This is a genomic window from Pseudomonas sp. PSPC2-3 (assembly GCF_049898265.1).
GTDB lineage: Bacteria > Pseudomonadota > Gammaproteobacteria > Pseudomonadales > Pseudomonadaceae > Aquipseudomonas > Aquipseudomonas veronii.
Window position 1 is genome coordinate 130,085 of record NZ_JAFCXJ010000013.1, and the last position, 25,527, is coordinate 155,611.

Here is a 25,527-nt window from a genome sequence, read left to right on the forward strand (position 1 = left end):
TAATTCAATTGTGGGAGGGGGCTTGCCCCCGATAGGGCCGTGTCAGTTTATGCATGTATCACTGACCCACCGCTATCGGGGGCAAGCCCCCTCCCACATGTTGATCCCTGTTTATTCAGTTAAATACGGCGTTGTAAGCAAACAACGCTGGCGCCCCACCGGTATGCAGGAAAATGATCGGGCCATCCTCAAAGCGCTGACGCCCGATACCGTCCAGCAAGCCGGCCATGGCCTTGCCAGTGTAGACCGGGTCCAGCAGCAAGCCTTCCTGGCTCGCCAATAGCTTGACCGCTGAAAGGGTGCCGGCGTTCGGTTCACCATAACGCGGGCCGAAGTATTCGTCCCACAGGATCACCTTGAAGGCCTCGGGGATGTCCACACCGAGCAACGCGGCGGTGCGCTCGGCCAGGCCCTGCACTTTCGGGCGTTGGGCTTCGTCGGTGCGCGACACGGTAACGCCGACGACCGGCAAGTTCGGCAGCACTTCGCTCAACGCCAGGGCCAGGCCACTGTGGGTGCCCGCACTGCCCGAGGCCAAGACCACGGCGGCGAATTCCAGACCGCTGTCTTCGATCTGCGCAGCCAGTTCCAGCCCGGCCCGCACATAACCCAGGGCGCCGAGCGCATTGGAGCCGCCGATGGGCACCAGGTACGGCTTCTTGCCGTTGCTGCGCAGGCGATCGGCGAGGGCGTTGAGCTGGTCGTCGGCGTTGTCGAGGTTCTCTACCAACTCGACCTTGGCGTCGAACAGGTCCAGCAGCAGACGGTTGCCGTTGCCGAGGTAGTTGGGGTCTTCGGTGCCGGTGGGATTTTCCAGCAGAGCGACGCAGCCCAGGCCCAGCTTGGCGGCCAGCGCGGCGGTCTGGCGCACGTGGTTGGATTGGATGGCCCCGGCGGTCACCAGGGTATCGGCACCCTGGGCGATGGCATCGGCCGCCAGGTATTCGAGTTTGCGCAGCTTGTTGCCGCCCATGGCCAGCGGTGTGGTGTCGTCGCGCTTGACGTAGATGTCCCTGCCCAGCCAGGTCGACAGCCGCTCGAGTTTTTCCAGGGCAGTGGCGCCGCCCAGCAGTTCCAGGCGGTTAAAACGGTCGAGCTGTTGTTTGATCATGGCTACGCACGGTTGCTAAGTGATGGGGCGACTATAGGCAGGCACTTTTCATCGGGCAACCGCCAATCGTTTATGCTTGATGGTTCTTAGCATCGCACCATTGGTTCTTAAGAGCAGCCGGGGTGCCTATCGTAAAGTGATGGCCATTTTGTCAGGAGTGAATACCGTGAGTGAGCGTTCCAGTCATTGGCAATTACCCACCATTGTCAGCCAACTGCGCAGCGCGCGGGACCAGTGGCGAGCGCGCAATGGCCGCATGAGTGGCGAGCATGGCGGTCGCGAGCTGCCTTCGCGCGAGGCCGTGGCGCAGATCCTCGAAGCGCTGTGCGGCGCGCTGTTTCCGATGCGCCTGGGGCCGGTGGACTTGCGTGAGGAAAGTGAAGATTTCTACGTCGGCCACACCCTCGACGTCGCCTTGAATGCCTTGCTCGGCCAAGCGCGCCTGGAACTGCGCTACGCCGCGCGCCAGAGCGGCCAGGATGACAGTGAGGTCGACGCCCGCGCCATCCGCCTGATCCAGGATTTCGCCCTGGCCTTGCCGTCCCTGCGTAGCCTGTTGGACACCGATGTGCTGGCCGCCTACCACGGCGACCCGGCTGCGCGCAGTGTGGATGAAGTGCTGCTGTGCTATCCGGGGATACTGGCGGTGATTCACCATCGCCTGGCCCATCATCTGTACCGCGCCGGCCTGCCGTTGTTGGCGCGTATCAGCGCGGAGATCGCCCACTCGGCCACCGGCATCGACATACACCCCGGCGCGCAGATCGGCCCGAGTTTCTTTATCGACCACGGCACGGGTGTGGTGATTGGCGAAACCGCGATCATCGGCGAGCGCGTGCGTATCTACCAGGCGGTGACGTTGGGCGCCAAGCGCTTCCCGGCGGATGAGGACGGGCAGTTGCAGAAAGGCCATCCACGCCATCCGATCGTCGAGGACGACGTGGTGATCTATGCCGGGGCGACGATCCTCGGGCGGATCACCATCGGCAAGGGCTCGACCATTGGCGGCAACGTGTGGCTGACCCGCAGCGTACCGGTGGGGGCGAACATCACGCAGGCGAATCTGCAGCATGACGACGGCACCCAAAAGTAACGCACGCCCTTAAACATCACACACAAACTTGTGGGAGGGAGCTTGCTCCCGATAGCGGTGGGCCGCTCAATGCATGTGCTGGCTGACCCACCACAATCGGGGGCAAGCCCCCTCCCACAGGGTGACTGCGTTTCAAATGTGAGCGGTATTTCAGTCGGCAACCGCTGGATGATTTGCCTCGTTCAATCGCCTACCCCTCAGCCTTGCGGCCTATCCATGTTCAATTTATCAGCATGACGACGGCACCCAAAAGATCACACAAAACCCTGTGGGAGGGAGCTTGCTCCCGATTGCGGTGGGCCGCTCAATGCATGTGCTGGCTGACCCACCACAATCGGGGGCAAGCCCCCTCCCACAGGGTGACTGTATTTCAAATGTGAGCGGTGTTTGAGTCGGCAACCGCTGGATGATTTGCCTCGTTCAATCACCTACCCCTCAGCCTTGCGGCCTATCCATGTTCAATTTATCAGCATGACGACGGCACCCAAAAGATCACACACAAACTTGTGGGAGGGAGCTTGCTCCCGATAGCGGTGGGCCGCTCAATGCATGTGCTGGCTGATCCACCGCAATCGGGGGCAAGCCCCCTCCCACAGGTTGACTGCGTTTCAAATGTGAGCGGTATTTCAGTCGGCAACCGCTGAACGATTTGCCTCGCCCAGGCGTCATACCAGTCCTTGAGCTAGTGTAGGAATCACCTACCACTCAGCCCTGCGATTAGTCCAAAACCGCCTATCCATGTTTAACTTGAACGTTCGTTCAAGTTAAATCGGTGGTTCGCTGCCCGCTCACAACAGGAGGCTTACCTTTGCTGAGTCCGTTATTCACAGCCACATCTCACACCTCAGGGGTGCATCGTTCATGAGTGCATCGACCACCCCACCCAGCGGTCTGGTGCGTATGAATGCGCCCGTGTTCTATTTCGCCGCAAGCTTCATCCTGCTGTTCGGCATCACCGTCATCGCCATCCCGCAACAGGCCGGTGCCTGGCTGCTGGCGGCGCAAAACTGGGCGGCCAATACGGTCGGCTGGTACTACATGCTCGCGATGACTCTGTATCTGGTCTTCGTGGTGGTCACCGCGCTATCGGGCTACGGCAAGATAAAACTCGGTGCCGACCACGACGAGCCCGAGTTCAGTTACCTGTCCTGGGCCGGCATGCTGTTCGCCGCCGGGATCAGCATCACGCTGTTTTTCTTTTGCGTCTCCGAGCCGCTGACGCACCTGGTGCAACCGCCCCAGGGCGCGGCGATGAACGCCGATGCCGCGCGCCAGGCCATGCAGATCCTGTTTCTGCACTGGGGTCTGCATGGCTGGGGCGTGTTCGCCTTTGTCGGCATGGCCCTCGCGTACTTCGCCTACCGGCATAACCTGCCGTTGGCGTTGCGTTCGGCGCTGTACCCGCTGATCGGCAAGCGCATCAACGGCCCGATCGGCTACGCGGTGGACGGCTTCGGCATCATCGCCACGGTGTTCGGCCTCGGTGCCGACATGGGCTTCGGTGTGCTGCACCTCAACGCCGGGTTGGATTACCTGTTTGGCATTGCCCACACCCAGTGGATCCAGGTCGGCCTGATCACCCTGATGATGGGTGCGGCGATCCTGGTGGCGGTGGCTGGCGTGGACAAGGGCGTGCGCGTGATGTCCGACATCAACATGCTGCTGGCCTGTGCGCTGCTGCTGTTCGTGTTGTTCGCCGGGCCCACCCAGCACTTGCTCAACACCCTGATCCAGAACATCGGCGACTACCTCGGCGCACTGCCGACCAAGAGTTTCGACGTCTACGCCTACGACAAGCCGAGCGACTGGCTGGGTGGCTGGACCGTGTTCTACTGGGCCTGGTGGATTGCCTGGTCGCCGTTCGTGGGCCTGTTTATCGCGCGTATTTCCCGTGGCCGCACCATCCGCGAATTCGTGTTTGGCGTGCTGCTGATCCCGCTGGGTTTCACCCTGGCGTGGATGTCGATCTTCGGCAACAGCGCCATCGACCAGGTGCTCAATCACGGGATGACGGCGCTCGGCCAGTCGGCCATCGATGACCCGTCGATGAGCCTCTACCTGCTGCTGGAAACCTACCCGTGGAGCAAGACGGTGATCGCGGTCACGGTGTTTATCAGCTTCGTGTTCTTCGTCACCTCCGCCGACTCCGGCACCGTGGTGCTGTCCACGCTGTCATCCAAAGGCGGCAACGCCGATGAAGACGGGCCGAAGTGGCTGCGGGTGTTCTGGGGCGCGATGACCGCGCTGGTGACCAGTGCCTTGCTGTTTGCCGGCAGTATCGATTCGCTGAAATCGGCGGTGGTGCTGACCTCGTTGCCGTTCTCGTTGATCCTGCTGCTGATGATGTGGGGGCTGCACAAAGCCTTCTACCTCGAATCGCAGAAGCAGATCGCCCAACTGCATTCGTTGGCCCCTGTGTCCGCGGCACGCAAGGGCCGTGGCGGCTGGCGCCAGCGTTTGAGCCAGGCGGTGCATTTCCCGTCGCGCGACGAGGTGTACCGCTTCCTTGAGTCGACGGTACGCCCGGCGATTGAAGAAGTGACCGCTGTGTTCGTCGAGAAGGGCCTGAATGTGGTGACCCAGCCTGACCCGTCCAACGACAGCGTCAGCCTGGAAATCGGCCATGGCGAAGAGCATCCGTTCGTTTATCAGGTACAAATGCGCGGGTACTTCACACCGTCGTTTGCCCGTGGCGGCATGGGTTCCAAGGAGCTCAACAACCGTCGCTACTACCGGGCCGAAGTCCACTTGAGCGAGGGCAGCCAGGACTACGATCTGGTGGGCTATACCAAGGAGCAGGTCATCAACGATATTCTCGACCAGTACGAGCGCCACCTGCAGTTCCTGCACTTGGTGCGTTGATGTTCCAGGCCCTGCTCCCGCGTGGGCAGGGCGCGCTTTACCCCCACGCAAGGCCTCTATTACGGGGCTTTCTTAAACTTAATTTCATGTGCCCCCGCCGCGTTTTGACGCGCAACTGTCATCTAGCCACTGCGTAATTGTGTGAAGCGTTTGACGCTTTCATTTCAGAACAGTGACGGAGACCGGTAACAATGAAGACGTTATTAAGCCCCATGGTCGGTGTCGCCATGGCGAGCTTTATGCTGTCCGCCCATGCCGATTTTATCGATGACAGCCACGCCGATGTGACCCTGCTCAACCGCTATCTCAACCAGCAGGGGCGTGACGTGGTCGGCAGCAATGCCAAGGCCCACAGCATTCGCGATTGGGGCCAGGGTTTCGAGTTCAACTTCAAGTCCGGCTACACCGAAGGCCCCGTGGGTTTCGGCCTCGACTTGCAGGCGTTCTATGGTTTGAAACTGGACTCCGGCGGCGACCTCAATGACAAGAATCACCAGGGCCGCTACCCCGGCAGCATGTTCCCGCTGGACGACGGTAAATCCGCTGACCAGTTCGGCGTGCTGAGCCCGACGTTCAAAATGCGCTTCGCCAAGGATGAACTGCGGGTCGGTACGCTGTATGGCAACAACCCGGTGCTGGCCAACACCGACGGCCGCCTGTACCAGCAGACCAACACCGGTGTGCAACTGGTCTCCAAGGACCTCAGCGACTTCACCTTCACCGGTGGCGATATCTTCAAGACCAAGATCCGCAATGAAACCGGCGACCAGGGCATGATCACCGCGGGCGGCACCAAGGAAAGCGACCGCTTCCTCTTCGGCGGTGCCGACTACACCGGCTTGCCGGGCACCACCGTCAGCCTGTGGTATTCCAACCTTGAGGATTACTACCAACAGTTCTTCCTCGGTGCCAAGCGCCATGACGCGTTGTCGGTCGGTGCGATCGATACCGATGTGCGTATGTTCCGCAGCCTGGGGGTGGGCGGTAACGCCGATGGCGACAAGGATTATGCCGCGGCGGGGGTCTATGGCGATGGCGTGAACAAGGGCCGCATCAACCAGTCCACCGTCAGCCTGTTGGAAAGCTACAGCCTGGAAGGTCATACCGTCGGCCTCGGCATCCAGAAAAACAGCGGCAGCAGCGACTTCCCCTACCTGGATTCCGGCCTGAACAGCGGCGACAGCCGCCAGGGCCCCGGCTCGGGTGCCGACACCCCGGCGCTGACCAACATGCAGTTGAACAAATTCCAGCACGCCGGCGAACGCACCTGGCTGGCGCAATACAAATATGACTTCGGCAAACTGGGCCTCAACGGCCTGACGTTCTCCGCCGCCTATGCCCACGGCGATGACATCCGCACCGCACAGGGCACTACCAGCGAATGGGAACGCAACGTTGCCGTGGCCTACCAAGTGCCGACCGGCACCCTCAAGGGCCTGGGCGTGACCTGGAAAAACGCCCACGCCAGCCCAGACATTACCGGTGCCACTGTGCAGGATGAAAACCGCTTTTATGTCAGCTATGTCGTTCCACTCTGGTAGGAGTTTGCTGTAAAACGGAAAGGCAACGTTAAGCGATTCAGCTGCTTAAAAGGCCTGGGAATAGGCTTATTCCCAGGCCTTATTTGCCCCCGTCCAAGAGAGGATTCGATGACTTATATCGCTGCCGAAAACCGCTACGAATCTATTCCGTATCGCCGCGTCGGCCGCAGTGGCTTGGTGCTGCCGGCACTGTCCCTGGGGCTGTGGCACAACTTTGGCGACAGCACCCCGATCGACACCCAGCGCGCCCTGCTGCGCACCGCGTTCGACCTGGGGATCAACCACTTCGACCTGGCCAACAACTACGGCCCGCCCTATGGCAGCGCCGAGATCAACTTCGGGCGTTTGCTGCGCGAAGACTTCAAGCATTACCGCGACGAATTGATCATCTCCAGCAAGGCCGGTTGGGACATGTGGCCCGGCCCTTATGGCCAGGGCGGCGGTTCGCGCAAATACATCCTGGCGAGCCTGGACCAGAGCCTGCAGCGCCTGGGCGTCGACTATGTGGATATTTTCTACTCGCACCGCTTCGATGCCGACACCCCCCTGGAAGAAACCGCCAGCGCCCTCGCCACCGCCGTGCAGCAAGGCAAGGCGTTGTACATCGGTATTTCTTCCTACTCCGGGGTGAAAACCCGCGAAATCGCCGCCTTGCTCAACGAGTGGAAAGTCCCGCTGCTGATCCATCAGCCGGCCTACAACCTGCTCAACCGCTGGGTGGAAAAAGACCTGCTCGACACCACCGAAGCCCTCGGCGCCGGGGTGATCGCGTTCACGCCGTTGGCCCAGGGGCTGCTGACCGACAAGTACCTCAATGGCGTGCCGGCCGATGCACGGGTCAATCGCCCCGGTGGAGGTTCGTTGCAGGCCAAGCACTTGTCCGAAGCCAACCTCGCTCACGTGCGCGCGCTGAATGAAATCGCCAAGCGCCGTGGCCAAAGCCTGGCCCAACTGGCCCTGGCCTGGACCCTGCGTGACCCACGGGTAACCAGTGCGCTGATCGGCGCGAGCCGGCCGGAGCAGATCATCGAGAACGTCGGGGCGCTGAAGAACTTGAGCTTCACCGCCGAAGAACTGGCGGAGATCGATCGGTTTGCGCTGGAAGGCGGGATCAACTTGTGGGAAAAGCCATCGACGGCTGAATAACCCGGTCAATGTGGGAGGGGGCTTGCCCCCGATGGCGGTGGGTCAGTCAGTACATGCATTGACTGATACAGCGCAATCGGGGGCAAGCCCCCTCCCACATTTTGTCTTCAGTGTGGCGACTGTCGTGTTCGGCTCAGAACGGCACATCGCCAAGAATCGTCGCCCGGTGCATCACCCGCCGCTGTGGCCGGTAGTCGTCCACCGCGTAATGCTGGGTGACGCGGTTATCCCAGAACGCCACGTCATTCTCCTGCCAGCGCCAGCGAATCGTGAACTCCGGGCGTGTCGCGTGGGCGAACAGCAGCTTCAAGATCGCCTCGCTCTCCGCCGCTTCCAGCTCGTTGATTCTGGTGGTGAAGCCCTCGCTGACAAACAGCGACTTGCGCCCACTCACCGGGTGGGTGCGTACCACCGGGTGCGACAGCGGCGGGTTCTTCTTGCGGGTTTCTTCCCAGCGCGCCAGGTCTTCGGCAGTGTTGCCAAAACGCTCCAGCGGGAAGGACTTGGTGAAGTCGTGCGTGGCGGTGAGCCCGTCGAGCAGCCTCTTCAGCGGCTCGGACAGGGCCGCATACGCAGCAATCCCGCTGGCCCACAGCGTGTCGCCGCCAAACGCCGGCAGTTGCTTGGCACTCAGCACCGCGCCGAGGGCCGGGGTGGGCAGAAAGGTCACGTCGGTGTGCCACACGGCGTTGTCGCGCACGTCGGTGACGGCGGTGTCGAGGATCAGCACTTCAGGCTGTTCCGGCACGTTGGGGTAGATCGGATGAATGTGCAGATCGCCGAAGTTCGCCGCGAAGCGTGCTTGTTGCTGCGGCGTGAGCGGCTGGTCGCGGAAAAACACTACCGAATGAGTGAGCAACGCCTGTTCGATGGCGTCGCGCTGTTCGGGGTTCAGCGGTTGAGTGATATCGACGCCACTGATCTGCGCGCCGAGGGCGGTGCTTAATGGGGTAACGGTCAGGCTGCTCATTGGGTTCTCATCACTCAGTGTGCCTGGCCATGCCACGGCACCCATTTACGCTGCAGGGCCCGCAGGCCCATTTCCATGGCGAAGGCGATCAGTGCGATCACCAGAATCCCCAGCACCACGACATCGGTGACCAGGAACTGCGCCGCCGACTGCACCATGAAGCCCAGGCCGCTGGTGGCGGCGATCAGCTCGGCGGCGACCAAGGTCGACCAGCCAACTCCCAGCCCGATACGCACGCCGGTGAGGATGTCGGGCAGCGCGCTCGGCAGGATCACGTGGCGAATCAGCTGGGCGCGCGTGGCCCCCAGCGACTGCGCGGCACGCAGCTTGGCCGGGTCGACGGTACGCACGCCGGTCGCGGTCGCGATGGCAATCGGGGCAAAGATCGCCAGGTAGATCAGCAGCACTTTGGACAGCTCACCGATGCCGCACCAGATCACGATCAGCGGCAGGTAGGCCAGGGGTGGAATCGGCCGGTAGAACTCGATCAACGGGTCGAGAATACCCCGCGCGATACGGTTCGAGCCGATGGCAATCCCCACGGGGACCGCGGTCAGCACCGCAAAGCCCAGGCCCAGGCCGATGCGTTCGAGGCTCGCGCCGAGGTGCTGCCACAAGGTGGAATCCATATAGCCCGTGGTCGCCAGCAACCAGCCTTTTTGCAGCACGGCGGACGGTGGCGGCAGGAACAATGGTTCGATCAGGTCGCTGGCGGTCACCGCCCACCAGATCACCAGCAAGGCAACCAGCGTCAACAGGCTGATCCAACGCGTACTCAGGCTGCGCCGCAGCGGGATAACGGTGCGCGCCACCGGCTTGGCGACCGTGGCGGGAAGTTCGTAGCTGCTCATGCGGACACCTGCCGTTGGGAGAACACTTTGCCCAGCACGTGTTCGCGGGTTTCGATAAAGCGCGGGTCGGATTTGATCGCTCGCGCCGACTCGCCGGCCGCATAACGTTGACCGAAATCCAGGTGCAGGCGCTCGACGATCTGACCGGGGTTGGGCGCCAGCAGGATCAGATCGGTGGCAAGGAACACCGCTTCTTCGATGTCATGGGTGATCAGGAACACCGGCTTGGCCGTGCGCCGCCAGACTTGCAGCAGCAGCTCCTGCATCTGTTCGCGGGTGAATGCATCGAGGGCGCCGAAGGGTTCGTCCATCAGCAGTACACGCGGGTCTGCCGCCAGGGCGCGGGCCAGGCCGACGCGTTGCTTCTGGCCGCCGGACAGTTGCCAGATGCGCCGGCTGTCGAAACCGGCCAGGTCCACCAGCGCGAGCATTTCCCGGGCGCGCACTTCGCGTTGCGCCTTGCTCACGCCGGCCAGCTCCAGGCCGAAGCCGACATTGGCCAGCACGTCCTGCCAGGGCAGCAGGGCATCGTCCTGGAACACCACGCCGCGTTCGGCGCTCGGGCCTTTGACTGGCACGCCATCGAGGCTGATGCGCCCGGCAGAGGGCTCGACAAAACCGGCAATCAGGTTCAACAGCGAAGTCTTGCCACTGCCGGACGGGCCGAGGGCCACCAGCAATTGCCGGGGCCCAAGTTCGAGTGAAATATCAGACAGTACCGGTTCTGTGGCGCCTGGGTACCGTGCGCTGATGCGCTCCAGTTGTAGCAAGGCCATCGCGATGAACTCCTGATCAGTGGGTGATGAACTTGGCGCTGATGTAAGGGGCGTAATCCGGCAGCACCGCCTCGACCTTGCCTTGTTCCTTGAGGAATGCCGCGGTATCGGTCACCGCCTTGATGGTCGGCGCGCCCAGCAGGGTCACCTGCTCAGCGGCCAGCGGGTAGACGTTGCCTTGCAGCAGCGCGGGGATGTCGCTGGCCTTGGCCCCGGAGAGTTTCACCAGCTTGTCGACGTTGCTTTTGTCGGCGAGCCAGGCTTGTGGGTCTTTGCGGTACGCGGCGTAGGCATCCAGGGTGACTTTGGCGAAAGCGCTGACGATTTCCGGATGCTTCTCGGCGAAGTCCTTACGCACGATCCACGCGTCGAAGGTCGGCGCGCCGAACGTGGCCAGCTCGCCGGAAGTGATCAGCACCTTGCCGTTTTCCTTGGCCACGCCCAGGGCCGGGTCCCATACGTAGGTGGCGTCGATATCGCCGCGCTTCCAGGCGGCGATGATGGCCGGCGGCGCGAGGTTGAGGATGGTCACTTTCGCCGGGTCGATGTTCCAGTGCTTCAGCGCGGCCAGCAGGCTGTAGTGGCCGGTGGATACGAAGGGCACGGCGACTTTTTTACCGATCAGGTCCTGCGGGCCGTTGATCCCCGAACCGTTGCGCGCCACCAGGGCTTCGGCACCGCCGATCTGGGTGGCGACGAGGAAGGTCTGCACCGGCACTTTACGGGTGATGGCGGCGGTCAGCGGGCTGGAACCGAGGTAGCCGATCTGCACATCGCCGGACGCGATGGCGGCGATGATGTCGGAACCGTTGTCGAATTTGCGCCAGTCGATCTTGGCGTTCGTGGCTTTTTCATACGCGCCGTCGGCCTGGGCGACTTTCGCCGGGTCCACGGTGGTCTGGTAGGCGATGGTCACATCCGCCGCCTGGGCGAACAGGCTGGCACCGGCCAGGGACAATGCCGCCAAGAGGCGGAGAGGGGAATGCAGTTTCAAGGGGAAGCTCCTCAATCAGGCGGCCGAGTGTCGGCGTGTGAGGAGACTAAATGATCTAAGAATGCGAAAATAAATAACTTTTTCGAATTAGCTTATGAGGAGAAGGGTGGGCGGGATTCTTCATCCCAGTGAGGGCAAATGTGGGAGGGAGCTTGCTCCCGATAGCGGTGGTTCAGTCACTGATCAGTTAACTGAGGACTGCTATCGGGGGCAAGCCCCCTCCCACATAGAGCTCATTTCCCTGGGGGAGTGAGTTCGTTTTTTAGTTGCTGATGGCCAGGATGCTGGCCTGGTACGAGCCGACGAACACATCGAAATCGCCCACTTCGTTCTGCTCCAGCTCCGCCTGTTGCGCCAGCGACTTGCGTGCCAGTTCTTCAAAGTGCGCCTGCTCTTCGGCGGGCAACGGTTCGCTGCGGAAATACTCGGCATGCACCTCGCTCTGGTGCAGGGAGAACTGGGCGAAACTTTCCTTGCGCTCGGCCATTGCGGCCAACACCTGGGCCGATGGCGTCAGGGCCGGGTCGTTGACCTTGGCCAACTGGGCGTCCAGTGCCTGGCGGTGTTCCTCGATGCCGTGGCTCTGATCGAGCAGGGCCGCCAGCGGCGCGATCTGCTCCAGCAGCTCGGTGGCCCATTCCTTCATGTCCACCGCCTGGCCCTTGCGCTGCAGTTGCAGGCCCGGACGCCGGCCTTCCTTGACCACGCTGAGGAAGTTCGAGGTGGCGTTGCCGCACTCGTTGTCGGCGAACAGCGGGCTGTCGTTCATCGCGCAATACAGCAGGAACGCATCGAGGAAGCGCGACTCTTGCAGGTCGATGCCCATCGGCAGGAACGGGTTGATGTCCAGGCAGCGCACTTCGATGTACTGGATGCCACGGGCCATCAGCGCCTGGATCGGCCGCTCGCCGGTGTAGGTCACGCGCTTGGGGCGGATGTTGGAGTAGTACTCGTTTTCGATCTGCAGGATGTTGGTGTTGAGCTGCACCCACTCTCCATCCTTGTGGGTGCCGACTTCGACATAAGGCGCGTAGGGCGTTGCCACCGCTTCGCGCAGGCTGTCGGTGTAGCTGGCCAAATCGTTGTAGCACGGCGTCAGGCCGGCCTGGGCGTTGCTCTGGTAACCCAGGTCGCTCATGCGCAGGCTGGTGGCATACGGCAGGTACAAGGTGTCGGCATCCAGCACGTCCAACTGGTGCGAACGGCCGCGCAGGAAGCCTGCGTCCAGCGCTGGCGAGGCACCGAACAGGTACATCAGCAGCCAGCTGTTGCGGCGGAAGTTACGGATCAGGGCGATATAGGCGTCGGACTGATAGTCGCGGTCGGTGCCGACGAAGCCTTCGCTTTCCTTGAGCAGCGGCCACAATTTTTCCGGCAGGGAAAAGTTGTAGTGGATGCCGGCAATGCACTGCATGGTCTTGCCGTAACGCAGGGCCAGGCCCTTGCGATACACGTACTTGAGCTGTCCGATATTGGAGGTGCCGTAGTAGGCAATCGGAATGTCTTCCTCGGCCGGCAACGGGCACGGCATCGAGGGGCTCCACAGGTATTCGCTGCCGAGCTTGCTGTAGGCAAAGCGATGGATCTTGTCCAGGCTGCTCAGGGTATCGGCCGGGTTGGGCAGGGCTGGGGTGATGAACTCCAGCAACGATTCCGAGTAGTCGGTGGTGATCTGTTCGTGGGTCAGCGCGGCGCCCAGGGCTTCGGGATGCGGCGTCTGCGCCAGGCGACCTTCATGGGTGACACGCAGGCATTCGCGCTCGATGCCGTGCAAGCAATGCTCCAGCAGGGAGAGGTGTTCGCGCTTGCCGAGCAGGGCCAGGCGGCGGTTGAGAAGTTCGCTCAAGTTGGATTCCTTCACGCGTCAGTCGCCCCAATATGGGGGTGGGCAGGACGGTCTACAAGGGTGAAGTTAAAACTGGCGTGATCGCCTGGTTTTGAGTCGATTTGACCCGCTTTGAAAAAGCCTACATCACTCCATGAGTTGGGCTGTAGCGCAGCAAGAAAATTCCGACGCTGTTATCGCAGCGCCGAAATTAACTCAAATCGAGGGCGGGGAGCTATAGGACAGCGAAGGTGCCCTGCGCTTTTGCGACAAGTCTTTCACCCTGGTACACGTCGGCTTCGACCACCAACGTGCGCCGCCCGGGGTGAATCACTCGCGCGGTACACAGCACCTCGCCGTTTTCCACCGCGCGGATGTAGTTGATTTTGCATTCGATGGTCGCGCTCTGCTGGTCGAACCCGTGGGCGCTGGAACAGGCCAGCCCCATGGTGATGTCGACCAGGCTGAAAATCGCCCCGCCATGCAGCTTGCCTGCGCGGTTGCGCAGTTGCGGCTCCAGGCTCAGGGCCACCTCGGCAACGCCCTGCTCCAGGCGTTGCAGGCGGCAGCCGATCAGTTCGCTGAACGCGCTTTGGGTCAAGCCGGCCGGAATCTCCATCAGCGCTTCTTCAACTGTTTGGCGTTGGCGAACAGCGAGGCCATGGCGTTGTTGCTCGGCGCTGCGGTCGCGGTTTCCTTGCGTGGCGCGTTGTTTTGCGACTGGCGCGGCGCCGAGCCTGGGCGGGCGCCACGGGCACCGTCGATTTTCTCGCCGGGAGTGTCGCTCATACGCATCGACAGACCGACGCGCTTGCGCGGGATGTCGACTTCCATGACCTTGACCTTGACCACATCACCGGCCTTCACCGCTTCGCGCGGGTCTTTAATGAACTTCTCCGAAAGCGCGGAGATATGCACCAAACCGTCCTGATGCACGCCGATGTCCACAAAGGCACCGAAGTTGGTCACGTTGGTCACCACGCCTTCGAGGATCATGCCCAGTTGCAGGTCCTTGAGGTCTTCGACGCCGTCCTGGAACTCGGCGGTCTTGAACTCGGGACGCGGGTCGCGCCCGGGTTTTTCCAGCTCTTGCAGGATGTCGGTGATGGTCGGCACGCCGAAGGTCTCGTCGGTGTACTTCTTCGGGTCCAGGCGCTTGAGGAACGCAGCGTCGCCGATCAGCGAGCGGATGTCGCGGTCGGTCTCGGCGGCGATGCGTTGCACCAGCGGGTAGGCTTCCGGGTGGACCGCCGAGGCGTCCAGCGGGTTGTCGCCGTTCATCACACGCAGGAAGCCGGCGGCCTGTTCGAAGGTTTTTTCACCCAGGCGTGCGACTTTTTTCAGCGCGGCGCGGGTCTTGAACGCACCGTTTTCGTCGCGGTGGGTCACGATGTTCTGCGCCAGGGTCGCGTTGAGGCCGGAGATCCGCGCCAGCAGCGCGACGGAGGCGGTGTTCACGTCCACGCCCACGGCGTTCACGCAGTCTTCCACCACCGCATCCAGGCCGCGTGCCAGTTTCAGCTGCGACACATCGTGCTGGTATTGGCCGACGCCGATGGATTTCGGGTCGATTTTCACCAGTTCGGCCAGTGGGTCTTGCAGGCGACGGGCGATGGACACCGCGCCACGGATCGACACGTCGAGGTCCGGGAATTCCTTGGAAGCCAGTTCCGACGCTGAGTACACCGAAGCGCCCGCCTCGGAGACCATGACCTTGGTCATCTTCATGGCTGGGTATTTTTTGATCAGTTCGGCGGCCAGTTTGTCGGTTTCACGGCTGGCGGTGCCGTTGCCGATGGCGATCAGGTCCACCGCGTGCTTGGCGCACAGGGCCGCGAGGATCGCGAGGGTCTGGTCCCACTTGTTGTGGGGCACGTGCGGATACACGGTGGCGTGGTCCAGCAGCTTGCCGGTCGAGTCGACCACGGCGACCTTGCAGCCGGTGCGCAGGCCTGGGTCGAGGCCCAGGGTGGCACGCGGGCCGGCCGGTGCGGCCAGCAGCAGGTCGTGCAGGTTGTGGGCGAAGACGTTGATCGCTTCGGTTTCGGCACCGTCGCGCAACTCGCCGAGCAGGTCGGTTTCCAGGTGGGTGTAGAGCTTGACCTTCCAGGTCCAGCGCACGACTTCACCGAGCCACTTGTCCGCAGGACGGTTCTGATTCTGGATGCCGAATTGTTGACCGATCATGCCTTCGCACGGGTGCATGGTGCCCGGCAGTTCGTCGCCGACTTTCAGCGCGGAGCTGAGAATACCTTCGTTGCGGCCGCGGAAAATCGCCAGGGCGCGGTGGGACGGCATGCTCTTGAGCGGTTCGTCGTGTTCGAAGTAGTCGCGGAACTTGGCGCCTTCTTCCTCTTTGCCGGCGATCACGCGGGCGCTGAGGATGGCTTCCTGCTTCAGGTAGGTGCGCAGCTTTTCCAGCAGGCTGGCGTCTTCGGCGAAGCGTTCCATCAGGATGTATTTGGCGCCTTCGAGGGCGGCCTTGACGTCGGCGACGCCTTTTTCAGCGTTGATGAAGCGCGCGGCTTCGGTATCCGGGTTCAGCGATGGGTCGTTGAACAGGCCGTCGGCCAGGTCGCCGAGGCCGGCTTCCAGGGCGATCTGGCCCTTGGTGCGGCGCTTCTGTTTGTACGGCAGGTAGAGGTCTTCGAGACGGGTCTTGGTATCGGCGAGTTTGATGTCGCGTTCCAATTGCGGGGTCAGCTTGCCCTGTTCCGCGATGCTGGCGAGGATGCTGATGCGCCGTTCGTCGAGTTCTCGCAGGTAGCGCAGGCGCTCTTCCAGGTGCCGCAGTTGAATGTCGTCGAGGCTGCCGGTCACTTCTTTTCGGTAACGGGCGATGAAGGGCACCGTGGAGCCCTCATCCAGTAGAGCGACGGCCGCTTCGACCTGTTGGGGGCGTACGCCGAGTTCCTCGGCGATGCGGCTGTTGATGCTGTCCATAAAACCACCTGAAATTCTTAAAAGCAGCTCGCAAGCCCGGAAAACAAGGCCCGACGAGGCTGGTTGAGCGGCCCGACTGGCGCCGCTGCCTGGGTCAAGAGGCTGCCTATTGACCCTCGAAATCGTAAAAAACACGACAAGCGGGTGAAAAAAAGCCCGGCAGTAAACGGTAACGATCTGACGTTGCCCTGCACGAAGGCGCCGCATTATAACCAGCGTTCTGTCCTTGGGGGGGACTGCGCCGCAGGTTGTAGGGCGTGGGTTCGCTGGCAGTAGAGGAAAAATCTGCTAACAATGCACACGGTGCGTATAACGGCAGCTAGGCCATAATGCGCGCCGAGATAAGAGGAGCATCCAATGAGCAGCACTGCACAAACTGCTGAAGGCGAAAAAATTCTCATCGTTGATGACGATCCGGGGCTGAGCAGCCTGCTGGAGCGTTTTTTCAACTCCAAGGGTTATCGTGCCCGCGCGGTGCCGAACACCGAGCAGATGGACCGCCTGTTGGGGCGGGAAGTGTTCAACCTGGTCGTGCTCGACCTGATGCTACCCGGCGAAGACGGCCTCACCGCCTGCAAACGCCTGCGCGGCGCGAACAACCAGATTCCGATCATCATGCTCACCGCCAAGGGCGATGAGCTGAGCCGCATCAAGGGCCTCGAACTGGGCGCTGATGACTACCTGGCCAAGCCGTTCAACCCGGACGAACTGATGGCGCGGGTCAAGGCCGTATTGCGTCGCCAGGCGGCGCCGGTGCCGGGCGCACCGGGCAGTGAAGACGAAAGCGTCACCTTCGGCGATTACGAACTGTCATTGGCCACCCGTGAGCTCAAGCGTGGCGATGAAGTCCACATGCTCACCACCGGCGAGTTCGCCGTGCTCAAGGCGCTGGTGATGAACGCGCGCCAGCCGCTGACCCGCGACAAACTGATGAACCTGGCCCGTGGTCGGGAATGGGACGCTCTGGAGCGCTCCATCGACGTGCAGATTTCCCGTCTGCGCCGAATGATCGAGCCGGACCCGTCCAAGCCGCGTTATATCCAGACGGTGTGGGGCGTGGGGTATGTGTTTGTGCCGGATGGCACTGCAACCAAGTGACCGATGATTTGCAGGGGCGGGCATCCTGGCGTTTGGCTCCATGAGGGGCGACGGGATGTCCGGCGTCTGCAATTCTGCGAGCGCCGCTCGTTCCTGCAAGGTGTCTAGCTGTCTCCTATGAAAACCCCGCTGTGGTTCCCGCAAAGTTTCTTCTCCCGCACCCTTTGGCTGGTGCTCATCGTCGTTCTGTTTTCCAAGGCACTCACGCTGGTTTATCTGTTGATGAACGAAGACGTGCTGGTGGATCGACAGTACAGCCACGGTGTCGCCCTGACCTTGCGCGCCTATTGGGCGGCCGACCCCGAGAACCGCGAGAAAATCGCCAAGGCGGCGACACTGGTGCGCGTGGCGGGTGCAGGTGTGCCGGAAGGCGAGCAGCATTGGCCCTACAGTGAGATTTACCAGCGCCAGATGCAGGCGGAACTGGGCGACGACACCGAAGTTCGGCTGCGTATGCATGTGTCACCTGCGCTGTGGGTGCGCGCGCCGAGCCTGGGGGAAGATTGGCTGAAGGTGCCGCTGTATCCGCACCCTTTGCGAGGGCAGAAGATCTGGAATGTACTGGGCTGGTTCCTGGCTATCGGCTTGCTTTCGACGGCGTCCGCGTGGATTTTCGTGCGCCAGCTCAATCAACCGCTTAAACGCCTGGTGTTCGCCGCCCGCCAGCTGGGACAGGGGCGCAGTGTGCGCCTGCCGGTCAGCGACACGCCCAGCGAGATGACCGAGGTCTACAGCGCGTTCAACCAGATGGCCGAGGACGTCGAACAGGCCGGGCGCGAGCGCGAGCTGATGCTTGCGGGCGTGTCCCATGACTTGCGCACGCCATTGACGCGTTTGCGGCTGTCCCTGGAGCTGATGGGCAACCATACCGATCTCACGGACGACATGGTGCGTGATATCGAGGACATGGACGCGATTCTCGACCAGTTCCTGGCCTTTATCCGCGATGGTCGCGACGAGGTGGTGGAAGTCGTCGACCTGACGGACCTGGTGCGCGAGGTGGTAGCGCCCTACAACCAGAATGGCGAGCAGGTGCGGATGCGCCTGGAGCCGATCCAGCCGTTTGCGTTGCGTCGGGTCTCGATGAAGCGCCTGCTGAACAACCTGATCGGCAACGCCTTGCACCACGCCGGTTCGGATGTGGAAGTGGCGGCGTATGTCTCCGGTGACAGTGCTGCGCCCTATGTGGTGCTGAGCGTGATGGATCGCGGGGCCGGTATCGACCCGGCCGAGCTGGAAGGCATCTTCAACCCCTTCACCCGTGGCGACCGTGCTCGGGGTGGCAAGGGCACCGGTTTGGGGCTGGCGATTGTGCGGCGGATTGCCTCGATGCATGGCGGCAATGTTGAGTTGCGCAACCGCGAGGGCGGTGGGCTGGAAGCGCGGGTGCGCTTGCCGTTGGGTTTGATGTTGCCCCGAGACGCGGTGTAGCTGCAGCGGCAAGCTGCACGTTTAGAGCTGCAAGAGAAAAGCAAACGGCTTCTGCCCGTCTCTTGCAGCCTGAAGCTTCAAGCTGAAGACTGCTCCTCTAGCCCTTGCCCTTGGTCCGGGTCATGTTCGGCCCGCCACTCTTTTCCAGATGCTGAATGATGATCCCCGCCACATCCTTGCCGGTGGTGGTCTCGATGCCTTCCAGGCCAGGTGATGAATTGACTTCCATCACCAGCGGGCCATGGTTGGAACGCAGGATGTCCACGCCCGCCACGCTCAACCCCATGACCTTGGCCGCCCGTAGCGCGGTCATGCGCTCTTCGGGGGTGATCTTGATCAGGCTGGCGCTGCCGCCACGGTGCAGGTTGGAGCGGAATTCCCCGGGCTTGGCCTGGCGTTTCATCGCGGCAATCACCTTGTCGCCGACCACGAAGCAGCGGATATCCGCACCGCCGGCTTCCTTGATGTATTCCTGCACCATGATGTTCTGCTTGAGGCCCATGAATGCCTCGATCACCGACTCCGCCGCCGTGGCGGTTTCGCACAGCACCACGCCGATGCCCTGGGTGCCTTCCAGCACCTTGATCACCAGCGGCGCGCCGTTGACCATTTCGATCAGGTCGGGAATGTCGTCGGGGGAGTGGGCAAAGCCGGTGACCGGCAGGCCGATACCCCGGCGCGACAGCAATTGCAGCGAGCGCAGCTTGTCCCGTGAGCGCGCGATCGCGACGGACTCATTCAGCGGGGAGACGCCCATCATTTCAAACTGGCGCAACACCGCGCAGCCATAAAAGGTCACCGAGGCGCCGATACGCGGGATCACCGCATCAAAGCCTTCCAGTGGTTTGCCGCGGTAATGGATCTGCGGCTTATGGCTGGCAATGTTCATATAGGCACGCAACGTGTCGATCACCACCATTTCGTGGCCACGTTCGGTGCCGGCCTCGACCAGGCGGCGGGTGGAATACAGACGCGGGTTTCGCGACAGCACAGCAATCTTCATGCAGCACCTGGGGCAGAAATAGTGGAGACCGGGAACACCGGCTTGTCTTGAACGTACTTGACGCCGGGATTGACCACCAACTGGCCGTCAATCAGCGCCTTGGAACCGAGGAGCAGGCGGTAGCGCATGGCCTTGCGGCAGGCGAGGGTGAATTCCACCCGCCATACCCGGTCGCCCAGCGCCAGGGTGGTGCTGATCACATAGCGCACCTGCGCATGACCATTGGAGCTCTTGATGGTTTTCATCGCCACCAGCGGCGCTTCGCAGCGGCGGTGACGCAACTGCACAACGCTGCCCAGGTGTGCGGTAAAGCGCACCCATTTCTCACCGTCGCGCTCAAAGGGTTCGATATCGGTGGCGTGCAGGCTCGAAGTGCTGGCACCGGTGTCGATCTTCGCGCGCAGGCCTGCCACTCCCAAGTCGGGAAGTGCCACCCACTCACGCAGACCGACAACGGTCAAATGGTCAAATGTCTTCAATATGGGTAACCGGTCAATTCGCCCAGGCTTGAGGGGAAACCTCGGCCAGCGCGTTGAATGCGGGCTTGGCGAACCAGTAGCCCTGCATCAGAAATATTCCACAGTCGGACAGGAAGTCGCGCTCACCGGCACTTTCAATGCCTTCAGCGATGACAGTAACGCCCAACTGCTCACAGATTGTGACAATCCCCCGGACGATGACCTGGCGGACACGATCCTGGTCGACATCGCGAATCAGCGCCATGTCGAGTTTGATCAAGTCAGGTTGGAAATCGGCCAGCAGGTTCAGCCCCGAATAGCCCGCGCCGAAATCGTCGATGGCAGTTTTGAAGCCGAATTCGCGGTATTCACGCAGAATATTCGTCAAATGGCGATGGTTATCTATGTGTTCGCTTTCCAGCGTCTCGAAAATCAGCTGGTCAAGCGGAAAATTGTGCGTGCGGGCGGCCTCCAGGGTGCTGCGAATGCACAGTTCGGGTCGATACACCGCGTTGGGCATGAAATTGATGGAAAGACAGGTTTGCATCCCCAGGGCCGCGGCGCCGGCGATTGCCTGGGTACGGCAACGCTGGTCGAAACGGTAGCGGTTGCTATCGTTGACCTGGGCCAGCACCGACAACGCCCCTTCGCCCTGTGAACCCCGCACCAAGGCTTCGTGGGCAAAAACCGAATGGTCGCGAAGGTCTACGATCGGTTGGTAGGCGAACGCAAAATCAAAACCCAAGGGCTCGCTTTGCTGGCAGCCCACGCAATGCTGGTTGGGCGAGGTGAGTGAAGTCGGGAAGTCGGTCACAGGGTATCCTCGCGAAAACAGGGGGCTACCTGGCGTATCTTAGGTGAGCCTTGGGGTTTATGCGTCGAAGGGTTTCAACAGTAAAGTTGCGACATTTTTCAGAACGAGGAATTCAAGTGGCTCAGAAGCAGGCAGAGGAAGAAAAAATCCGTTTGGACAAATGGCTGTGGGCGGCGCGTTTCTATAAAACCCGTGCCTTGGCCAAGGCTGCTATCGAGAGTGGCAAGGTGCATCATCGCGGCGAACGCTGCAAGCCGGGCAAAGAGCCGCGCGTGGGTGATGAGTTGCAGATTCGTATCGGATTTGACGAAAAAACTGTCGTGGTCCAGGCGCTTTCCAGCGTGCGCCGGGGCGCGCCCGAAGCGCAGGCGCTGTATGCCGAGACCGAAGCCAGCGTCGCCAAGCGCGAAAACGCAGCGGCGATGCGTAAGGCCGGCGCCACAGGCATGACCACCGATGGCAAGCCGAGCAAGAAGCAGCGCCGCGACCTGTTCAAGTTTCGCGGCAGCGGTAATGACGATTGACCGCGCACATCGTCAGCGCAAAGCAGATCGATAGATGTGGGGCGTCAGCAGGATGCGCGCATGACGCTCAATCGCCCGATCACCGGCAGCTTGGCGAGTAACCCGAACACCGGCGCGGTCAGCCGTAGCAACACCTGCGACACCTTTGCCGCAAACGGTGTGTAATAGCCCCATCCCAATGCCAGCAGTGCCAGCAACACTCCGCCGATATAATCGTCCTGCGCCCAATGTGCGCCCGCCACCAGCCGCGGCATCATGAACAACAACGCCAGGCCCCAGATCACCAGCACCTGGCCCCGCCGCTGGGCGAATACCGTCATGAACATTCCCCAGATCAGCAGCACCGAAGCATGATCCCCAGGGAAACTCTGGCTCGAACGGTCTTTCAACTCCCAGGTTTTCTCCAGCCCCGGGAAATAGTCGCTCATCCGAATCGCGCCGCTGAGCACTATCGAAGGGCTGCTGTGTTGCCAACCCATCTGCGCCGCGAGTTTGGAAAACAGCATGCGGATAAACAGCAACAGCAGCAGAATCCCGAAGAAGCCAAGAAACGCCTGGCGCACCTGCGCCGCCTTGAACACCCAATCGCCGCGAATCAACAGCGTCAGCAGAATCACGCCGACCACCGCATCAAACGGCCGCAGGCTGGCCACGGCCCACACATGCAGCCAGGTCGGATTGCTCGCCAGGGGGGCATTGAACAGGTGAAACAGCCACTCGTCGAAAAACACGCATAGCATCTGGCCTGTGGGCCACAGCCAAAAACACAGCAGCCCGAATGCGAGTAGATTGCAAAAAGCCCATCGCCGGAGGTTCCACTTGGCTTGGAACAAACCCGGATTGTTCATAAACTGTCCCTCTTTGCTCTATATAAGCTCTCTGTTTCCAGGAGAGAGCCGCACCAAAATGGTGCTAAAGCGTTCAATTTTATAAACGTTGTAACAATTTTGTCATCAATTCAGATACCTAGACCTATGACTGATTTACCGGATACCGACTTCACCCAACGCTTCATCTTCGACGAGAACGACGCCCGCGGCGAACTGGTCTCGTTGGAGCGCAGCTATGCCGAAGTCCTCGCCAAGCACCCCTATCCGGAGCCGGTCGCGCAACTGCTCGGTGAATTGATGGCGGCGGCGGCGCTGTTGGTAGGCACCATGAAATTCGACGGGTTGCTGATCCTGCAGGCGCGGTCCGAAGGTCCGGTCCCGTTGCTGATGATCGAGTGTTCCAGCGAGCGTGAGATCCGTGGCCTGGCCCGGTATGAGGCTGATCTGATCGCCCCGGACGCGACCCTGGCCGACCTGATGCCCAACGGCGTGCTGGCGCTCACCGTCGACCCGACCGACGGCCAGCGTTACCAGGGCATCGTCGACCTCGACGGCGAAAACCTGTCGGACTGCTTCACCAACTATTTCGTTATGTCCCAGCAGATCGGCACGCGCTTCTGGCTCAACGCCGACGGCAAGCGCGCCCGTGGCCTGTTGCTGCAACAGCTGCCCGCCGACCGCATCAAGGACGACGACGAACGCGCCGAAAGCTGGCGCAACCTCACCGCCCTGGCTGGCACCCTGACCGCCGAAGAATTGCTGGCCCTGGACAACGAAACCATCCTGCATCGCCTGTACCACGAAGAGACTGTGCGCCTGTTCGACGCGCAGGGCTTGCGCTTCCATTGCAGTTGCTCTCGCGAGCGTTCGGCGAACGCGCTGGTCAGTCTCGGTCTGGAAGATGCGCAAAATCTGGTGGTGGAACACGGTGGTCAGATCGAAATCGACTGCCAGTTCTGCAACCAGCGCTACCTGTTCGACGCCGCCGATATCGCCCAATTGTTCGCCGGCGCCGGTATCGGTACCCCCTCCGATACCCGCCACTAAAACGTTTAAGCACAGGTAAATCACCTGACAAATGCCGGATTAGCGCTGTTCTGACGGGAGGGCCCTACTTTTTTTGGGCTTTTCTGGCATAATCCGGCCCACTTTTTTCGCGGTAGTAGTGCGCAACTTTCTACTACAAAACGTTTGGAGCACTCGGCCACAGGCCGACGGGGAACCTCATGACGCAAGCCAATAACGCCGTATACACCGATCTGAGTGTTGACGATCTGGTCAAAGAAGCCCTGCAGCGCGGTGAAGGCGTGCTTGCCGATACTGGCGCACTGGTCGTAGAAACCGGTCACCGTACCGGCCGTTCGCCAGTCGACCGTTTCATCGTTGAAGAGCCTTCGACCCAGGACGCCATTGCCTGGGGCCCGATCAACCGCAAGTTCCCGGCCGACAAGTTCGATGCCCTGTGGGCTCGCGTCGAGGCGTTCAACAACGCGCAAGAACATTTTGTTTCCCACGTGCATGTAGGGGCCTCCGAAGACCACTACCTGGCCGTGAAGATGACCACCCAGACTGCCTGGCATAACCTGTTCGGTCGTTGCCTGTTCATCAACCCGGCCCAGTACAACCCGGCCGGCCGTGACGAGTGGCAAGTGCTCAACGTGGCCAACTTCGAGTGCGTGCCTGAGCGTGACGGCACCAACTCCGACGGTTGCGTGATTCTCAACTTCGCCCAGAAAAAAGTGCTGATCGCCGGCATGCTTTACGCTGGTGAAATGAAGAAAGCCATGTTCTCGGTGCAGAACTTCCTGCTGCCGGCCGCCGACGTACTGCCGATGCACTGCGCCGCCAACATTGGCGAAGCAGGCGACGTGACCCTGTTCTTCGGCCTGTCCGGCACCGGCAAGACCACCCTGTCCGCCGACGAAAGCCGTTACCTGATCGGTGACGACGAACACGGCTGGGGCAAGGGCGTGGTGTTCAACATCGAAGGCGGTTGCTATGCCAAGTGCATCGACCTGTCGGAGAAGAACGAGCCGGTTATCTGGAAAGCCATCAAGCACGGCGCGGTGCTGGAAAACGTCGTCATCGACGAGGCCAAGCATGCCGACTACAGCGATGTCAGCCTGACCCAGAACAGCCGTGCCGCCTACCCGCTCGAGCACGTGGCCAAGCGTTCCGAGAAGAACCTCGGCGGCGAGCCAAACGCTGTGATCTTCCTGACCTGCGACCTGACCGGCGTACTGCCGCCTGTGTCGATCCTCAGCGAAGAACAAGCGGCCTACCACTTCCTGTCCGGCTACACCGCACTGGTGGGCTCGACTGAAATGGGTTCGGGCAGCGGCATCAAGTCGACGTTCTCGACTTGCTTCGGTGCGCCATTCTTCCCACGCCCGGCCGGCGAATACGCCGAGCTGCTGATCAAGCGCATCCGCGGCTTCGGCTCCAAGGTCTACCTGGTCAACACCGGCTGGACCGGCGGCGGCTACGGCGTCGGCCAACGCTTCAACATCCCGACCACCCGCGGCGTGATCGCAGCGATCCAGAGCGGCGCGTTGATCGGCGTTGAAACGCAACACCTCGACACCATCAACCTGGACGTGCCATTGGCTGTACCGGGTGTTGAGACCGGCCTGTTGAACCCACGTAACACCTGGGCTGACAAGGCTGCCTACGACGAAGCGGCGAAGGCGCTGGCGGGTCTGTTCATCGAGAACTTCAAGAAGTTTGACGTGAGCGATGCGATCAAGGCAGCGGGTCCGAAGTTGTAAGATTCGGTCGTTGTGAAAAAGCCGCCCCTTGTGGGCGGCTTTTTTGTGCGCGAACGGTCAGTTGGCGCCTGCCGCTGTTTTGCCGGTTAGCTCAAGTTTTCCAGCGTCTGCGTGTCCCAGCTGTGGGTTTTGATCGCCAGATAAAGCATGCCGATAGTCAGCGGCACCTTTTCGCCACGCCCCTTGGCCCGCCGCTTGAGGAACACATCAAACACCGGTGGGTTGAAGTAACGATAAGTGTCGTAGTCGCCCAGATCGAGGGCGAATTCCTGTTCCAGCGCTTCCATGAGTTGCTTGGCTTCACTGCCGTCGCAGCCCAGGTCGAAGTTGAGTGAGGTCTGCAGGCGAATGGTCTTGTGTTTCGGCAGGCCGATTTCTTCGTGCAGCAGTTGCAGGAGTTGCTGCATGACCGGGTCTTCGGGGAAGTTGGGGGCGAGGTTCATGGTGGGAGCACGCAGGAGTGGATGAGGGGGACGGTCGCGTTTGAGG

Annotated in this window: 22 protein-coding genes; 9 read left to right on the plus strand and 13 right to left on the minus strand. The window is 61.5% G+C overall.

The window, feature by feature from the left end; all coding sequences use genetic code 11:
• Positions 1–115: 115 nt before the first annotated feature.
• A complete protein-coding gene (locus ACP7E3_RS27830; protein ID WP_046385058.1) occupies positions 116–1,111 on the minus strand; it encodes a D-cysteine desulfhydrase in 996 nt (331 codons plus the stop codon).
• A 166-nt stretch (positions 1,112–1,277) separates the two neighbouring features.
• On the opposite strand from ACP7E3_RS27830, the gene epsC reads away from it, so the two are divergent.
• The 4 genes from epsC to mgrA all read left to right on the plus strand — a co-directional run bounded on the left by epsC (position 1,278) and on the right by mgrA (position 7,753).
• Positions 1,278–2,204, plus strand: a complete 927-nt coding sequence (gene epsC / locus ACP7E3_RS27835) for a serine O-acetyltransferase EpsC (RefSeq protein WP_017848585.1) — start codon at positions 1,278–1,280, stop codon at positions 2,202–2,204.
• A 900-nt stretch (positions 2,205–3,104) separates the two neighbouring features.
• On the plus strand, positions 3,105–5,066 hold the full coding sequence (gene betT / locus ACP7E3_RS27840; protein ID WP_017848584.1) for a choline transporter BetT: 1,962 nt from the start codon (positions 3,105–3,107) through the stop codon (positions 5,064–5,066).
• A 212-nt stretch (positions 5,067–5,278) separates the two neighbouring features.
• Positions 5,279–6,607, plus strand: coding sequence for an OprD family outer membrane porin (locus ACP7E3_RS27845; protein WP_082107807.1), 1,329 nt, complete (start codon positions 5,279–5,281; stop codon positions 6,605–6,607).
• Positions 6,608–6,715: 108 nt separating this feature from the next.
• Positions 6,716–7,753: an L-glyceraldehyde 3-phosphate reductase gene (mgrA, locus tag ACP7E3_RS27850; protein WP_017848582.1), complete on the plus strand. Its 1,038-nt coding sequence runs from the start codon at positions 6,716–6,718 to the stop codon at positions 7,751–7,753.
• Between the two features lie 133 nt (positions 7,754–7,886).
• Here the strand turns inward: mgrA and tauD are convergent, their stop codons facing one another.
• The 7 genes from tauD to ACP7E3_RS27885 form a co-directional block, all read right to left on the minus strand.
• Complete coding sequence (tauD, locus tag ACP7E3_RS27855; RefSeq protein WP_046385054.1) at positions 7,887–8,723, minus strand: taurine dioxygenase; 837 nt, start codon at positions 8,721–8,723, stop codon at positions 7,887–7,889.
• A gap of 14 nt (positions 8,724–8,737) precedes the next feature.
• Positions 8,738–9,574, minus strand: coding sequence for a taurine ABC transporter permease TauC (tauC, locus tag ACP7E3_RS27860; protein WP_102617767.1), 837 nt, complete (start codon positions 9,572–9,574; stop codon positions 8,738–8,740).
• Positions 9,571–10,350 (minus strand): taurine ABC transporter ATP-binding subunit, encoded by a 780-nt coding sequence (gene tauB, locus ACP7E3_RS27865; RefSeq protein WP_017848579.1) that lies wholly within the window; start codon positions 10,348–10,350, stop codon positions 9,571–9,573. Before tauB ends, tauC begins: the two co-directional genes overlap by 4 nt.
• A 16-nt stretch (positions 10,351–10,366) precedes the next feature.
• The gene (tauA, locus tag ACP7E3_RS27870) at positions 10,367–11,344 is read right to left on the minus strand and encodes a taurine ABC transporter substrate-binding protein (RefSeq protein ID WP_079442631.1); all 978 of its coding nucleotides are present in this window, start codon (positions 11,342–11,344) and stop codon (positions 10,367–10,369) included.
• 262 nt (positions 11,345–11,606) lie between these two features.
• Entirely contained in the window at positions 11,607–13,190 is a 1,584-nt protein-coding gene (gene gshA, locus ACP7E3_RS27875) for a glutamate--cysteine ligase (RefSeq protein WP_126587746.1), read from the minus strand.
• Positions 13,191–13,404: 214 nt separating this feature from the next.
• The gene (locus tag ACP7E3_RS27880) at positions 13,405–13,788 is read right to left on the minus strand and encodes a PaaI family thioesterase (RefSeq protein WP_017848576.1); all 384 of its coding nucleotides are present in this window, start codon (positions 13,786–13,788) and stop codon (positions 13,405–13,407) included.
• Positions 13,788–16,112, minus strand: coding sequence for a Tex family protein (locus tag ACP7E3_RS27885; RefSeq protein ID WP_046385051.1), 2,325 nt, complete (start codon positions 16,110–16,112; stop codon positions 13,788–13,790). Before ACP7E3_RS27885 ends, ACP7E3_RS27880 begins: the two co-directional genes overlap by 1 nt.
• A 357-nt stretch (positions 16,113–16,469) precedes the next feature.
• On the opposite strand from ACP7E3_RS27885, the gene ompR reads away from it, so the two are divergent.
• Together ompR and ACP7E3_RS27895 are read left to right on the plus strand one after the other, a co-directional pair.
• On the plus strand, positions 16,470–17,210 hold the full coding sequence (gene ompR / locus ACP7E3_RS27890) for a two-component system response regulator OmpR (protein WP_003213175.1): 741 nt from the start codon (positions 16,470–16,472) through the stop codon (positions 17,208–17,210).
• Positions 17,211–17,327: 117 nt separating this feature from the next.
• A complete protein-coding gene (locus ACP7E3_RS27895) occupies positions 17,328–18,641 on the plus strand; it encodes an ATP-binding protein (RefSeq protein ID WP_017848574.1) in 1,314 nt (437 codons plus the stop codon).
• Between the two features lie 97 nt (positions 18,642–18,738).
• On the opposite strand, the gene rimK is transcribed toward ACP7E3_RS27895, so the two are convergent.
• Genes rimK through ACP7E3_RS27910 form a run of 3 tightly spaced genes read right to left on the minus strand, consistent with a single transcriptional unit; the run spans position 18,739 to position 20,916 of the window.
• The gene (gene rimK, locus ACP7E3_RS27900) at positions 18,739–19,644 is read right to left on the minus strand and encodes a 30S ribosomal protein S6--L-glutamate ligase (RefSeq protein WP_003213178.1); all 906 of its coding nucleotides are present in this window, start codon (positions 19,642–19,644) and stop codon (positions 18,739–18,741) included.
• Positions 19,641–20,105 carry an ATP-dependent zinc protease family protein gene (locus ACP7E3_RS27905; RefSeq protein ID WP_017848573.1) on the minus strand — a complete coding sequence of 155 codons (465 nt, stop codon included), beginning with the start codon at positions 20,103–20,105 and terminating at the stop codon, positions 19,641–19,643. The genes rimK and ACP7E3_RS27905 overlap by 4 nt, the downstream gene beginning before the upstream one ends.
• A 31-nt stretch (positions 20,106–20,136) precedes the next feature.
• Complete coding sequence (locus tag ACP7E3_RS27910) at positions 20,137–20,916, minus strand: EAL domain-containing protein (RefSeq protein ID WP_261754377.1); 780 nt, start codon at positions 20,914–20,916, stop codon at positions 20,137–20,139.
• Positions 20,917–21,032: 116 nt separating this feature from the next.
• Here ACP7E3_RS27910 and ACP7E3_RS27915 point away from each other — a divergent pair, with 116 nt between their 5' ends.
• On the plus strand, positions 21,033–21,440 hold the full coding sequence (locus ACP7E3_RS27915) for an RNA-binding S4 domain-containing protein (RefSeq protein WP_017848571.1): 408 nt from the start codon (positions 21,033–21,035) through the stop codon (positions 21,438–21,440).
• A 44-nt stretch (positions 21,441–21,484) separates the two neighbouring features.
• Here ACP7E3_RS27915 and ACP7E3_RS27920 read toward each other — a convergent pair whose 3' ends face one another.
• A complete protein-coding gene (locus ACP7E3_RS27920) occupies positions 21,485–22,288 on the minus strand; it encodes a phosphatase PAP2 family protein (protein WP_057005853.1) in 804 nt (267 codons plus the stop codon).
• 126 nt (positions 22,289–22,414) lie between these two features.
• Here ACP7E3_RS27920 and hslO point away from each other — a divergent pair, with 126 nt between their 5' ends.
• On the plus strand, positions 22,415–23,317 hold the full coding sequence (hslO, locus tag ACP7E3_RS27925) for an Hsp33 family molecular chaperone HslO (RefSeq protein WP_017848569.1): 903 nt from the start codon (positions 22,415–22,417) through the stop codon (positions 23,315–23,317).
• Positions 23,318–23,496: 179 nt separating this feature from the next.
• Positions 23,497–25,038 carry a phosphoenolpyruvate carboxykinase gene (locus ACP7E3_RS27930; protein WP_017848568.1) on the plus strand — a complete coding sequence of 514 codons (1,542 nt, stop codon included), beginning with the start codon at positions 23,497–23,499 and terminating at the stop codon, positions 25,036–25,038.
• Between the two features lie 86 nt (positions 25,039–25,124).
• On the opposite strand, the gene ACP7E3_RS27935 is transcribed toward ACP7E3_RS27930, so the two are convergent.
• Entirely contained in the window at positions 25,125–25,481 is a 357-nt protein-coding gene (locus ACP7E3_RS27935) for a DUF1493 family protein (RefSeq protein WP_017848567.1), read from the minus strand.
• Positions 25,482–25,527: the final 46 nt, after the last annotated feature.